Genomic DNA, 13985 nt, shown 5'->3' with positions numbered 1-13985 from the left:
CTGGTTGTAAAAAAACCTCTCCTTAGCTGAGAGGTTTTTTTATTTAACTAGGAGGTTATAACAATGAGCGGAATTATAGCGACGTATTTAATCCATGATGATTCACATAACTTAGAAAAAAAAGCTGAGCAAATTGCACTCGGTTTAACAATTGGCTCTTGGACTCATTTGCCACACTTATTGCAAGAACAATTAAAGCAGCATAAAGGCAACGTCATTCATGTTGAGGAATTAGCTGAACATGAACATACCAATTCGTATTTACGTAAAAAAGTAAAACGCGGAATTATTAAAATCGAATATCCGCTATTAAACTTCAGTCCAGATTTACCAGCGATTTTAACGACTACATTTGGAAAGCTATCACTTGATGGCGAAGTAAAACTAATTGACTTAACTTTTTCAGACGAGTTAAAAAAACATTTTCCTGGTCCAAAATTCGGGATAGATGGTATTCGAAATCTTTTACAAGTGCATGATCGTCCCCTTTTAATGAGTATTTTTAAAGGAATGATTGGACGAAACATTGGGTATTTAAAAACGCAATTACGCGATCAAGCAATTGGTGGTGTAGATATAGTAAAAGATGATGAAATATTATTTGAAAATGCATTAACACCACTTACGAAACGCATTGTATCTGGAAAAGAAGTTTTACAATCTGTCTACGAAACATACGGTCATAAAACGTTATATGCCGTAAATTTAACAGGGCGAACTTTTGATTTAAAAGAAAATGCTAAACGTGCAGTGCAAGCTGGAGCTGATATTCTATTATTTAACGTATTTGCTTACGGACTAGATGTACTACAATCACTTGCAGAAGATGATGAAATCCCAGTTCCTATTATGGCACATCCTGCTGTAAGTGGTGCTTATTCAGCATCCAAGTTATATGGAGTTTCATCTCCATTATTACTTGGAAAGCTACTACGTTATGCTGGGGCTGACTTTTCATTATTCCCATCTCCATACGGAAGTGTTGCGCTAGAAAAAGAGGAGGCTCTTGCTATCTCAAAATATTTAACTGAAGACGATGCATTTTTCAAGAAGAGCTTTTCTGTTCCGTCTGCTGGTATTCATCCTGGTTTCGTTCCCTTTATTGTACGGGATTTCGGTAAAGATGTTGTTATTAATGCTGGCGGCGGGATACACGGACATCCAAATGGAGCGCAAGGCGGCGGTAAAGCTTTTCGTACTGCAATTGATGCTACTTTGCAAAATAAACCACTCCATGAAGTAGACGACATAAATTTGCATAGTGCACTACAAATATGGGGAAATCCCTCTTATGAGGTGAAATTATGAGTATTCAAGTATTTTGTGATTTCGATGGCACGATTACAAATAATGATAACATTATGTCCATTATGGAAAAATTCGCACCACCAGAAGCCGAAGAAGTAAAGAATAAAATTTTATCACAAGAACTATCCATTCAAGAAGGTGTTTCTCAATTATTTCAATTAATACCTACTAATCTGCACGATGATATTATTCAATTTTTAATAGAAACTGCTGAAATCCGTAGTGGTTTTCATGAGTTTATACAATTCGTAAAGGAAAATAACATTTCTTTTTACGTGATATCAGGTGGAATGGATTTCTTCGTCTATCCACTCTTACAAGGAATCATTCCAAAAGAGCAAATTTATTGTAATGAAACAGACTTTTCAGCAGAGTTTATTACAGTTAAATGGCCTCATTCTTGTGATGATCATTGTCAAAATCATTGCGGATTATGTAAATCATCATTAATCCGTAAATTAAGTGATACAGATGACTTTCATATTGTAATTGGAGATTCTATTACTGATTTACAAGCCGCGAAACAAGCTGATAAAGTATTCGCTCGCGATTTTCTTATTACAAAGTGTGAAGAAAATCATATTGCTTATACACCGTTTGAAACATTTCAAGATGTGCAAGCTGAATTAAAACTTTTGTTGGAGGTGAAGGCATGAAACAACTTTTTCGTCAATGGTATGACTTAAGCGAGATAAAAAAAGAGTTAACAACACGAAATTGGTTCCCAGCAACAAGTGGTAATATTTCTATAAAGGTTAGTCATGAACCACTTACTTTTCTTATTACGGCAAGCGGTAAAGATAAAACAAAAACCACTCCAGATGATTTTCTATTAGTAGATCATGTAGGAGTTCCCGTTTTAGAGACTGAATTACGTCCTTCAGCAGAAACAATATTGCATACACACATTTATAACAATACGAATGCCGGTTGCGTACTTCATGTTCATACAACCGATAATAATGTCATCACAAATTTATATAGTGATGCAGTCACCCTTCAAAATCAAGAAATTATTAAAGCTCTCGATATTTGGGAAGAAGGTGCAACCATTCACATTCCTATTATCGAAAACCATGCCCATATCCCAACACTTGGAGAAAACTTCCGAAAGCATATACAAGGAGATTCGGGTGCAGTATTAATCCGTAACCACGGTATTACCGTATGGGGCCGAGATAGCTTTGATGCAAAGAAGAGATTAGAAGCTTATGAGTTTTTATTCCAATTTCATATAAAACTATTATCAATTCAAGGAGGCGTTTCTAATGGCGCAAATTCGTATTCATGAAGTAAATACTCGTATTGAAAATGAAGTGGAAGTATCTAAATTTCTACAAGAGGAAGGCGTTTTATATGAGAAATGGAATATTTCTAAACTTCCTACTCATTTAAATGAAAATTATTCGTTAACAGATGAAAACAAAGCTGAAATATTAGCTATTTTTTCAAAAGAAATCGCTGATGTTTCAGCACGCCGTGGTTATAAAGCACATGATGTAATTTCACTTTCAAATAGCACCCCTAACCTTGACGAATTATTAATTAATTTCCAAAAGGAACACCATCATACAGATGACGAAGTTCGCTTTATCGTCAGTGGTCATGGCATTTTCGCTATTGAAGGTAAAGATGGGAAATTCTTTGATGTTGAACTTGAGCCAGGCGATTTAATATCTGTTCCTGAAAATGCAAGACATTATTTTACCTTGCAAGATGATCGCCAAGTTGTAGCTATTCGTATTTTTGTGACAACTGAAGGCTGGGTTCCAATCTATTAAGGTAGTTAGTTGAATAAAAGGACTTGGACCCCCTTTTCCAAACTTTTATTCACTCTACATATATACATCCTCCTATGGAACAGGCTTATTTCATTTTGAAATAAGCCTGATTTTTTATTTACTTGAAAGTACCATTTCATCACAAATTTAACACCTTGATTTTTCAAGTGCATTTTTCGAACATTTTTTGAACATTTATTGAATTTTTTCTGAAAATTCTGTTTTATGTGTGATATACTACAATTAACTAAGAAGGAAAATAATATCGCAAACAGAGGGGGATAATCATGAGCTTACTTATCGCACTTATACTTGGAGTTACATGTGGAGCATTTCCTGTTATTTTAGGAGCTATTATGGAAGAGTTAGAAATTGGTGTTTTAGGATTTGTCGCATCTTGTGTAAGCGCTTTATTATTTGGTTTATTCGGCGCTATTCCTGTTTCAATTCTGTGTGCTTTTTATATAATACGCCATGCTCGTACAAAACAATTTGGTCCTAATCACATCGCACAAATTATCCCGTTCCCGGTTGAACGATGCCGCCGCGCTTCTAACTTATAATTATAAAAATTAAAGATGACTAAATAAATAAAAGTCCTCAAATGAGGACTTTTATTTATTTTCTTCTAGAAATTGAAACAATTCTTGTAGATGTAGGGCATCTTCACCATAGCTAATAGATACATGAAATATACCATCAATCTCAGCTTGCATATAAAGATCCACTCCATCACGATCATATTTCAATGCCAAATAAAACTCCATTTCTTCTAACATCTTTTTTGAGGTTCGAATTACATAATGTCCCTTCTCATCTCTTCCATATTCAAATTCTGGTTCAAAATCATATTTTTGTTTAAAAGCTTCTTTTTGTTTTTCATTAATTTGCATACAAGTAGCTCGCTGTACAGTATCAATCATCTCATCAAACTTTTGAAGGTCCACCTCGTTTACCCCCTTATATATTTTTTATATAGTACTTGTGTTCCACTATTTTCTTCGCCATCCTTAATTAACTCTTCATACAATTCTTTCGCCAAACTTAAGCCTGGGACTGGTAATTGTAATTTTTCTGCTTCCTCTAAAGCAATTTTCATATCTTTCATAAAATGCTTTACATAAAATCCTGGCTCAAAGTCTCCTTTTAACATTCGAGGAGCTAAATTACTTAATGACCAGCTACCTGCTGCCCCTGTTGAAATACTCTCTAACACTTTATCTGGATTCAGTCCAGCCTTCTTCGCGTAAGCAACAGCTTCACATACTCCAATCATATTGGAAGCAATCGCAATTTGATTGCACATTTTTGTATGTTGTCCACTCCCAGCTGGTCCTTGTAATTGAATGTTTGTTCCTAACTTTTCAAGTAAAGGTAAGCATCTATCATATATTTCTTTCTCCCCGCCTACCATAATTGCGAGTTTTGCCTCTTTCGCACCAACATCTCCTCCTGAGACAGGTGCATCTAACGTATATATATTTTTGCTTTTTGCAACTTCATTAATCCGTTTTGCTAAAGTAGGTGTAGATGTCGTAAAGTCAATTGCTATCGTACCTTCTTTTGCATGTTCTATAATTCCTTCTATACCAAAATACACTTCTTCTACATCATGTGGATATCCAACCATTGTCATTACAATATCAACTTGCTTCACTAACTCTTTTGGCGTATTACACCAATTTGCACCATCTTGCACTAAAGAATCTGTTTTTGCTTTCGTTCTATTATATACATATACTTTATGACCATCTTGCATTAAGTGATAAACCATACTTTTTCCCATTACGCCAATCCCAATGAAACCTATTGATAAAGTTTTATGTTCCATTTTCTCATCCCCTTTGTTCTAATAAATCATTTACCATCTTTCGGAACTCTTTATTAAAGTCATCATCCATACTATTTTTCACATTTGAAAATAAAATAACAAAAGTTCCTTTTTCTTTATTAAAATTATTGAAAGTGTTCCAACCAGATAATACACCATGATTATGAAAATAATCTGGATATATATAAAAACTAAATGCATATTTCCGTTCTGCTGAAGGTGAAAACATTGCTTGTATACTTTGTTCAGAAAGAAGTTTTCCATTTATAATTGCTTCGTCTAATTTCTTCATATCTCCAACTGTCGTATACATCTCACCACAACCATATAGCCAATCCATGCCTAACTTCTGCGCTGGTACAAGCTCTTGATCTTTTTTCACATAACCCTTTGTAAAATTTTTATCTCCAGGTACCATATTCCCCATACCGGATTCATGCATATCTGCTTTTACAAATATGTTTTCTTTTATGTAATCTCCTAAAGGTTTTTTCGATATATGTTCTATTATATAAGCAAGCACCATATAATTATAATCTGTATATCTCCAACCTGTTCCTGCAGGAAATTCTAAATTTTGACGTCCAATCCAATTAATTAATTGTAAGCGGGAAGCCGCATTAATATTGCCTTTCGCGTGTTCAGGTAAACCAGAGGTATGCGTTAATAAATGATATAGCGTAATATTTTTATTCTCCGGAAATGAAGGAATATATTTATTTACATTATCTTGAATATTCAATTTCCCTTGTTCTTGCAGCTGTAAAATAGATGTGGCAACGACTGTTTTCGTAATAGAACCGATACGATATTTTGTTTGAGGTGTATTTTCTATTTTATTTTGAACATCAGCATACCCATATCCTTTATTCAATATAACATGCTCTTTATCTGTTACCAAAACTGTTCCATTGAATTGCTTTCCGACTAAATATTGATCTAATTTTTGAGATATGCTAGCATAATCAATTTGTTGCTCTTCTTTTTCTTCTATATTCCCTTGTACTTCCGATTCAATAGTAGGATTCACTTTAGTTGTTAATACAGTGTTTTCCTTTATATTGGGGCTAACAAGAAAATAGTATACTCCGCCGCCAACTATAGCAGACAGTGAAGCCACCACCATTACTTTTTTTATCATATTGATCCTCCATACTTCCTTCGCTAAAAATTGTCCCCCTATTCTATTATCAAACAATAAAAAAAAATCGCAACAATTTGTTGCGAAAAATCACATTTTTTCTTTTCTATACACACATACTTGATTCTTTCCATTTTTTTTCGCTTCATATAATGCAATATCCGCTCGTTGCATTAATTCTTCTCTTGTAGTTCCTTGTTCATATAACGCAACTCCAAAGCTAGCTGTTAACTTCGAAATTCCAGTGAATTGCTTTGTTTCAATGAAGAATCGTAATGATTCCGCAACTTGAAATGCTTCCTTTTCTACTGTATTTGTCACTAATATAATGAATTCTTCCCCTCCCCATCTTGCAAATACATGTTGCTGCTCCACTTTAGATTTCATAAGCTCTGCAAGTTGTATTAATGCCAAATCGCCAAAATCATGACCATATGTGTCATTAACTGTTTTAAAATTATCTATATCAAATAAAATAATTGCTATTTTCTCATCATTACGTATTACCTTTTCCCATTCTACCTCTAGTATTTGTTGAAACTTTAAACGATTATAAATCTCTGTCAATGAATCTATCATAGCAAGTCTTTCTTGTTCTTGATAGATTTCATCTAATTCTGTAATTTCCGTGCACTTTACAATAAATCTTGATAAATCTTCTGGCAATGGTGTCGCACGTAATAGAAAAGTAGATACTGCCCCTTCATAATTTGACATCTTAATTCTTCTACCGCTTGATAAAGTATCGTCTAGCCATGTTATATCATGCGTCGTCGAGTAGTATCCATTTTCTCTAATAAAATGTTCAGCAAATACTAAATGTTGCTCGCGATAGGCAAACAAATTTTCATATCCGAAAAACGTTAAAAAATTTGTATTACAATCAACAATTTCATCATCTTCTACTATAAATAATAAATCATTTTGAAAATCAAACATCGTTTGAAGCAGTTCCTGTTGTAAACTAACTTGCCTTACCAAAGAAAGTTGATACAAACTCTTATTCACTTCTTCTAGCACTGCTTGCGGAGTTACAGGGGCTATTACAATATTACGTATTCCTAATGCAAGTACATCTGTAAATTCTTTTGTTATTTGTTGATCCCAAATGACAATGAATGTACTTTGCGAGGTATACATATTCTTTATATATTTTATTTGAGAATAATCTGTTACATACATAATTATAATGTGCGGTTTCGTTCTTTGAAATAATAGTTCGCCCTCTTCAAAACTATTTGCTATAAACATACATTTTGGATGGATATTTTCTATCGTTTGTTGATGTTTACATCCATTTTCTATATAAAGGACATTTAACTGCAGATCTTGTAACACATTTTGGAAAACCGTATTCTCTAATAAAAAATGTAGTATGTTCATCACTAGTCTTCACTCACTTCATATATCTTGTTCTACTGAATTCCTCACAAATATTTTTAAAAGACTGTTCTCCAATAAACTTTAATTTGTGAGAAATACATATTAACAAGCTAATTGAGAATGTTATCTTCCCTTTTCACTCTATAAATTCCTTTTTTAGTGTATGATTATAGGAATTATATCGTTTGTATGAATGCCCTAGCTTATTTCTTAAAACTTGACAATTAAAATAAAGATATTATATTCTTAAATTCGATAACTTACAAAATGTAAGTAATATACATTACGTTTTCCCGATAATTTTATATACAATTTGGAGGATATATTATGACAAACGACAACTTTTTTAACGTTCTATATGAACGCACATCTACACGTGCATTCAACCCAAATAAAGAAATCTCATCTACAGAATTACATGAGATTTTAAAAGCAGCAGCACAAGCACCTTCCGCTTGGAACTTACAACACTGGAAATTCCTTGTTTTTCAAGGTGAAGATGTACAAAAACGATTACATCCAATAGCTTATAACCAACAACAAATTCTTGATGCTTCTGCAGTAGTCGCTATTTTAGGTGATTTAGAAGCTTATAAAAATGTTGAGCCAGTATATGGTCCAATTGTAGAACAAGGATTTATGAAAGAAGAAGCAAAAGAACGCTTAGCTAAAAATATTGAATCTGCATATGCTCGTGAACAATTCCCAAGAGATGCTGCCTTTTCAAATGCATCTTTAGCAGCAATGCAACTTATGCTTGCAGCTAAAGCAACTGGTTGGGATACTTGTGCTATTGGTGGCTTCAATCCACAAGCACTGACAGACGAATTTAACGTTTCATCTCGTTACGTTCCAATTATGCTTATTACAATTGGTGAATCAACTTTAAAAGGCCACCCTGCACCTCGCATGAGCGTAGAGCAAGTGAGCGAGTGGGCAAAATAATAAAAAACGAAGGCAACTACATTGCCTTCGTTTTTTTATTCCCTGTCATACTTTTGTAATATTACTACAAATCATTCGACATTTATACTTATGGAAAAGTATATTCTATTCCCTTCTCATAAATAAACGTGACGTTTCGTGTCGAATTTTGTTAAGGTGTTGAAATATACCCGTGTGTTTTTGTTACAATTGTGATACAATGATAACAAATAGATAACAAGAGAGGGATTTTCATTGAGTTCATACGGAAGCTTTATCGCACTTTTATGTTACATAGTAACTGTACTGCTTCTATATTTTATTGGTGATGCCGCAAACATCTCCATTTTACAATTTCCAAAAGAAGAAGCATTCCAATTAGAATCAGAAAAACATACTGCACGATCCATTGTACCACTACTCCTAGCTCTTCCTGTATATATCATCGTTTTATATAAAAGTAAAAAAGTGTAAAGGCTACCCATTTCATTTATTTCGGTGGTTTTTACATTTTTTTGTTATATTCCCCCTATTTTAAACATCATTCCATACTAAACACCCAGCTAGTCATTTAAAATGAGAAAATCCCCTAGAAAAAATTCCACTCTCTGTCCAGTCACTAACTACCGAACTTACATAGATTATAAGTGTGAAGGGGGTGATGAGGATTATGTTTGGATCATTTGGATGCTGTGATAACTTTAGAGAATGTCATCATCATGAAAGAGAGCGCGACCATCGCGAGAAAGAGAGAGAGAGAGAGGTTAGACCACAACAACCAGCTGTATGTAACGTACTTGCTAACATTTCAGTTGGAACAGAACTTTCTCTTTTAAGCATTAGAGGTAACGGCACATTCAACAATGTTATTTTTGAAGGTTTCGCTAACGGTGTTGCTCTTTTCTCTGCTTTAGCTCGTAATGACAAAGACAACAAAGATAACAATAAAGACGATAAGAACAATCAAAATCGAAATACTTTTACTGGTATTTTACGTGTATGCCCAACTGATATCGTTGCAATCGCTATCTAATTCTGTCTCTTATCCTCGATAGTAAGCAAATAAGATTTACTTTTCTCATAGAAAAAACCTGAGACCGATTTCAAATCGACTCAGGTTTTTTTATTAATTATATGCTTTTAACTAGTTCAACAACTTCTTCAGCAGTTGACATCATTAATGCTTTTTCTGCTAATGTTTCCATTTCTGCTTTTGACAACTTGCTTAGCTGTGTTCTTGCAGGAAGAATAGATGTTGCACTCATACTGAACTCATCTAAACCTAATCCTAATAATAATGGGATAGCAAGTGAATCGCCCGCCATCTCACCACACATACCAGCCCATTTGCCTTCTTTATGAGCAGCATCGATAACCATTTTTACAAGACGTAAAATAGATGGGTTATATGGTTGGTATAAGTATGATACTTGTTCGTTCATACGGTCTGCAGCCATTGTGTATTGGATTAAATCATTTGTTCCGATAGAGAAGAAGTCAACTTCTTTCGCGAATTGATCTGCTAATACTGCTGAAGCTGGGATTTCAACCATCATACCAACTTCAATAGAATCAGAAACAGTTGTACCCGCTTCTACAAGTTTCGCTTTCTCTTCTAATAAAATCGCTTTCGCTTGACGGAACTCATCAAGAGTTGCAATCATTGGGAACATAATTTTTAAGTTACCGTATACGCTAGCACGAAGTAATGCACGAAGTTGTGTACGGAACACATCTTGCTCATCAAGACATAAGCGAATTGCACGGTATCCTAAGAATGGGTTCATTTCTTTTGGTAAATGTAAGTATGGAAGCTCTTTATCTCCACCGATGTCAAGTGTACGAACAACGACTGGTTGACCTTCTTTTACACCTTCAAGAACTGCTTTATACGCTTCGAACTGCTCTTCTTCTGTTGGAAGATTGTCACGGCCCATGTATAAGAATTCTGTACGGTATAAGCCAACGCCTTCTCCGCCATTATCGATAATACCTTGTACATCATTTGGTGTTCCGATATTTGCAACAAGCTCAACGTGATGTCCGTCACTTGTTACAGTAGCTTGGTCTTTTAATTTAGCCCATTCAGCTTTTTGCTCTTCAAATTTCGCTTTCTTTTCTTCAAACGAACGAAGAGTTTCTTCTGATGGGTTTACAATTACTTCTCCATCTAAACCGTCAATGATAACGATATCGCCGTTTTGGATTTTCTCCATAACAACTTTCGTACCAACAACAGCTGGAATTTCCATAGAACGAGCCATAATTGCAGAGTGAGATGTACGTCCACCGATATCAGTAGTGAAACCTTTTGCATACTTACGGTTTAATTGAGCTGTATCAGATGGTGTTAAATCTTCAGCAATGATGATTACCTCTTCAGAAATTGTACCAGGATTTGAGAAGTTAATTCCTAGTAAATGTGCAAGAACGCGTTTTGTTACGTCACGAATGTCCGCAGCACGTTCTTTCATATATTCGTTATCCATGTTTTCAAACATAGAAATAAACATTGATGCAACTTCATCCATTGCAAATTCAGCATTTACTTTTTCGCTATTTACTTTATCTTTTACTGGGTTTACTAGTTCTGGATCATTTAACACTAATAAATGTGCTTCAAAGATTGCAGCTTTGTCAGCACCTAGCTCAGCAAATGCGTGGTCCTTAATAGCTTCTAATTCAGTTTTTGCTTTCTCAAGCGCAGCGTCTAAGCGTGCAATTTCTGCAGCTTCGTTTGTAATTGATTTCTTTTCGATGTTAAATTCAGGATTTTCAAGTCTGAAAGCCTTTGCAATAGCAATCCCACTTGATGCAGCGATCCCTTGAATGTTAAGAGTCATTATTCTCCTAATCCTTCGTTTTTCATAGTTTCTTCGATAGCTGCTAGTGCTTGAGCTGCATCATCACCATTTGCAGTGATTTTAATTTCTGCGTTTTGTTGAATGCCTAAAGACATAACGCCCATGATTGATTTTAAGTTAACGTTCTTTCCGTTATACTCTAAGTTAATGTCAGAACCGAATTTGCTTGCAGTGTTTACAAGTAGAGTTGCTGGACGAGCATGAATTCCTGAGTCGCTAGTTACTTTAAAGATTTTTTCCATGATAATTTATCTCCTTTAAATTACAGTATTTTTTAGTTGTATAGACGTGAGTACTACATCATCTATTGTATATAATAGGCGATGTTCGGTCAACCACATCGCCTATTATAATTATAAACATTTTGCGTCAAATTCCTACTGAATGTCAATAATAGCGGTTTCGCCCTTCTTAACATTTCCATCTTTTTTCAATTCGACTTGTTGCCCTTGTTGTAAGTTTGTAAAGACAATTGGTGTAATGATAGATGGTGCATTTTCTTTTACAAATGCAAGATCTACTTTTAATAATGGCTGGCCTTGTTTCACCTTGTCGCCTTGTGCTACAAGCGCTTCAAAACCTTCACCATTTAATTTTACAGTATCAATACCGAAGTGGATTAAAATTTCTTTTCCGCCTTCAGATTGAATACCAATCGCATGTTTTGTAGGGAATACATTGACAATCTCACCGTTCACTGGAGAAACTACTGTTCCTTCAGTTGGCTCAATTGCAAATCCGTCTCCCATCATTTTTCCTGAGAATACTTGGTCAGGCACTTCTGTAATTGGTAAGATTTTCCCTTCGATTGGTGATACAATCGTTTCATTTTCATCAACTTTTTGAGGAGTTTCTTCCACTTTTACAGGTTCTTCTTTTTCAACATGAGGTGTACGACCTGACATAATATCATGAATTTGTGATTTTAATGTGTCAGATTTCGGTCCGAAAATAGCTTGAATGTTATTTCCAACTTCAAGTACACCAGCTGCTCCAAGTTCTTTTAAGCGGTCTTTGTTTACATTCTTTTGTTCGTTAACTTGAACACGTAAACGAGTAATACAAGCATCTAAAGAAGCAATGTTTTCTTTACCACCAAGTGCTACTAATACTTCACGAGGAAGTTCGCCTGCTTCTGCTTTTCCTGCGCCGTCATTTGCATTTGCCACTTCACGACCAGGTGTTTTTAGATTCCATTTACGAATTGCAAAGCGGAATCCGAAGTAGTAAATAACTGCTAGTACAAGACCAACAATAATTACCCACCACCATGCTGTACGGCCTGGTAGTACACCGAATAATAGGAAGTCAATTAAACCACCAGAGAATGTCATACCAATTTTAACACCTAAAATTTGCATTGTCATAAATGATAGACCAGCAAATACAGCGTGAATTCCGAATAATACTGGCGCTACGAATAAGAATGAAAATTCAAGTGGCTCTGTAATACCTGTTAAGAAAGATGTTAATGCTGCAGAACCTAAAATACCTGCTGCTAATTTTTTATTTTCTGGACGTGCTTCATGGTACATTGCTAAAGCTGCTGCTGGAAGACCGAACATCATGAACGGATACTTACCAGTTGTAAATGTACCTGCTGTTAATTCTACACCGTCTTTTAACTGTGCCATAAAGATTTTTTGGTCACCACGGATTAATTCGCCAGCTGCATTTGTATACTGACCGAATTCGAACCAGAACGGTGAATAGAAAATGTGATGTAATCCAAATGGAATTAATGAACGTTCAATTAAACCGAATATAAATGCTGCGATTGTTCTATTTGCATCAATCATTTGATGTGAGAACGTGTTTAAGCCACCTTGAATGTATGGCCAAACGAAGCACATGATAATACCTACTATTAAAGAGAATGTTGCAGTTGCGATCGGTACGAAACGCTTACCTGCAAAGAAACCTAAGTATGATGGTAATTCAATGTTGAAGTATTTATTATAGCAATATGCCGCTACTATACCGACGATAATACCACCAAATACCCCTGTTTGTAGCGTTGGAATACCTAGTACGTTTGCATACGCTGGATCTGCAAATCCAATTTTTACTGGGTCTGCTCCAGAACTTGTTACTTTCACTAGCTTATCTACTTCTAAGAACACACTCATCGTTTTGTTCATAATTAAGTAGCCGACGAATGCTGCTAAACCAGCTACTCCGTCTCCACCAGCTAAACCAATTGCTACCCCAACTGCGAATAATAATGCAAGGTTAGCGAAAATAATATCACCAGATTGTTCCATAATTTTTGCAACCATTACGAACCAATCTGCTTTTAAAGCAGGAATAACATTTGTTAACTGTGGATTTTGAAATGCATTACCAAATCCAAGTAAAATACCTGCCGCCGGTAAAATCGCTACTGGAAGCATTAACGCTTTTCCGACTTTTTGAAGAACACCAAAGATATTCTTAAACATGGAAACCCTTCCTCTCTTATCTATATTGATACCTTCCGACAAACGCCAAAAAGACATGAGGAAAAAAAGATAGAACGATAGCTATACAAAGGGTAGTATATCCCTTTCTCTAGCTTACATTCCTTACTTTTCTCCACTCATGCCTGATCGAATCAGTAACACGTGTCAAAAATAGGTTTACGTATAAGTTCACTATAATTAAGGCAAACGTTTTCGTTACTCACCTTAATGTGTTTGTCGAAATTTGTATAACTTTGCAATAGTTATTATACATAACTATTGTAAGCGATTCAATCATTTTTTTTAACGTTT

The 13985-nt window shown here is 35.0% G+C and carries 15 protein-coding genes; 8 read left to right on the top strand and 7 right to left on the bottom strand.

What is annotated here, in order from left to right; translation table 11 throughout:
- The first annotated feature begins 63 nt into the window (after positions 1 to 63).
- From mtnW to M1D66_RS07240, 5 genes are all read left to right on the top strand, one after another.
- Positions 64 to 1308: a 2,3-diketo-5-methylthiopentyl-1-phosphate enolase gene (gene mtnW / locus M1D66_RS07260; RefSeq protein ID WP_000014180.1), complete on the top strand. Its 1245-nt coding sequence runs from the start codon at positions 64 to 66 to the stop codon at positions 1306 to 1308.
- Complete coding sequence (locus M1D66_RS07255; RefSeq protein ID WP_000027461.1) at positions 1305 to 1964, top strand: 2-hydroxy-3-keto-5-methylthiopentenyl-1-phosphate phosphatase; 660 nt, start codon at positions 1305 to 1307, stop codon at positions 1962 to 1964. The genes mtnW and M1D66_RS07255 overlap by 4 nt, the downstream gene beginning before the upstream one ends.
- Positions 1961 to 2599, top strand: coding sequence for a methylthioribulose 1-phosphate dehydratase (locus M1D66_RS07250; RefSeq protein WP_000811341.1), 639 nt, complete (start codon positions 1961 to 1963; stop codon positions 2597 to 2599). Before M1D66_RS07255 ends, M1D66_RS07250 begins: the two co-directional genes overlap by 4 nt.
- Positions 2577 to 3089: a 1,2-dihydroxy-3-keto-5-methylthiopentene dioxygenase gene (locus tag M1D66_RS07245; RefSeq protein ID WP_000057313.1), complete on the top strand. Its 513-nt coding sequence runs from the start codon at positions 2577 to 2579 to the stop codon at positions 3087 to 3089. Before M1D66_RS07250 ends, M1D66_RS07245 begins: the two co-directional genes overlap by 23 nt.
- 287 nt (positions 3090 to 3376) lie before the next feature.
- A complete protein-coding gene (locus tag M1D66_RS07240) occupies positions 3377 to 3652 on the top strand; it encodes a hypothetical protein (RefSeq protein WP_000054659.1) in 276 nt (91 codons plus the stop codon).
- Positions 3653 to 3703: 51 nt separating this feature from the next.
- Here the strand turns inward: M1D66_RS07240 and M1D66_RS07235 are convergent, their stop codons facing one another.
- The 4 genes from M1D66_RS07235 to M1D66_RS07220 form a co-directional block, all read right to left on the bottom strand.
- Positions 3704 to 4036 carry a DUF3909 family protein gene (locus tag M1D66_RS07235; RefSeq protein WP_086386168.1) on the bottom strand — a complete coding sequence of 111 codons (333 nt, stop codon included), beginning with the start codon at positions 4034 to 4036 and terminating at the stop codon, positions 3704 to 3706.
- Positions 4037 to 4041: 5 nt separating this feature from the next.
- Entirely contained in the window at positions 4042 to 4920 is an 879-nt protein-coding gene (locus M1D66_RS07230; RefSeq protein WP_000400431.1) for an NAD(P)-dependent oxidoreductase, read from the bottom strand.
- Positions 4921 to 4924: 4 nt separating this feature from the next.
- A complete protein-coding gene (locus M1D66_RS07225; RefSeq protein ID WP_000592910.1) occupies positions 4925 to 6061 on the bottom strand; it encodes a serine hydrolase in 1137 nt (378 codons plus the stop codon).
- A 90-nt stretch (positions 6062 to 6151) separates the two neighbouring features.
- Complete coding sequence (locus M1D66_RS07220) at positions 6152 to 7444, bottom strand: GGDEF domain-containing protein (protein ID WP_001023185.1); 1293 nt, start codon at positions 7442 to 7444, stop codon at positions 6152 to 6154.
- A gap of 327 nt (positions 7445 to 7771) precedes the next feature.
- Here M1D66_RS07220 and M1D66_RS07215 point away from each other — a divergent pair, with 327 nt between their 5' ends.
- The 3 genes from M1D66_RS07215 (at position 7772) to M1D66_RS07205 (ending at position 9401) form a co-directional block, all read left to right on the top strand.
- Complete coding sequence (locus tag M1D66_RS07215) at positions 7772 to 8389, top strand: nitroreductase family protein (RefSeq protein ID WP_000180387.1); 618 nt, start codon at positions 7772 to 7774, stop codon at positions 8387 to 8389.
- A gap of 234 nt (positions 8390 to 8623) precedes the next feature.
- Positions 8624 to 8842, top strand: a complete 219-nt coding sequence (locus M1D66_RS07210; protein WP_000100485.1) for a hypothetical protein — start codon at positions 8624 to 8626, stop codon at positions 8840 to 8842.
- A 196-nt stretch (positions 8843 to 9038) separates the two neighbouring features.
- A complete protein-coding gene (locus M1D66_RS07205) occupies positions 9039 to 9401 on the top strand; it encodes a DUF3915 domain-containing protein (RefSeq protein WP_000468040.1) in 363 nt (120 codons plus the stop codon).
- Between the two features lie 97 nt (positions 9402 to 9498).
- On the opposite strand, the gene ptsP is transcribed toward M1D66_RS07205, so the two are convergent.
- From ptsP to ptsG, 3 genes are all read right to left on the bottom strand, one after another.
- Entirely contained in the window at positions 9499 to 11211 is a 1713-nt protein-coding gene (ptsP, locus tag M1D66_RS07200; RefSeq protein ID WP_000174207.1) for a phosphoenolpyruvate--protein phosphotransferase, read from the bottom strand.
- Positions 11211 to 11474: a phosphocarrier protein HPr gene (gene ptsH / locus M1D66_RS07195; RefSeq protein ID WP_000411080.1), complete on the bottom strand. Its 264-nt coding sequence runs from the start codon at positions 11472 to 11474 to the stop codon at positions 11211 to 11213. Before ptsH ends, ptsP begins: the two co-directional genes overlap by 1 nt.
- 135 nt (positions 11475 to 11609) lie before the next feature.
- Positions 11610 to 13673 carry a PTS glucose transporter subunit IIABC gene (gene ptsG / locus M1D66_RS07190; RefSeq protein ID WP_000475799.1) on the bottom strand — a complete coding sequence of 688 codons (2064 nt, stop codon included), beginning with the start codon at positions 13671 to 13673 and terminating at the stop codon, positions 11610 to 11612.
- Positions 13674 to 13985 lie beyond the last annotated feature (312 nt).

Source organism: Bacillus sp. PK6-16, assembly GCF_056530295.1.
Note: the sequence above shows the minus strand (reverse complement) of the source record. Positions and strands in the feature narration are given on the sequence as shown.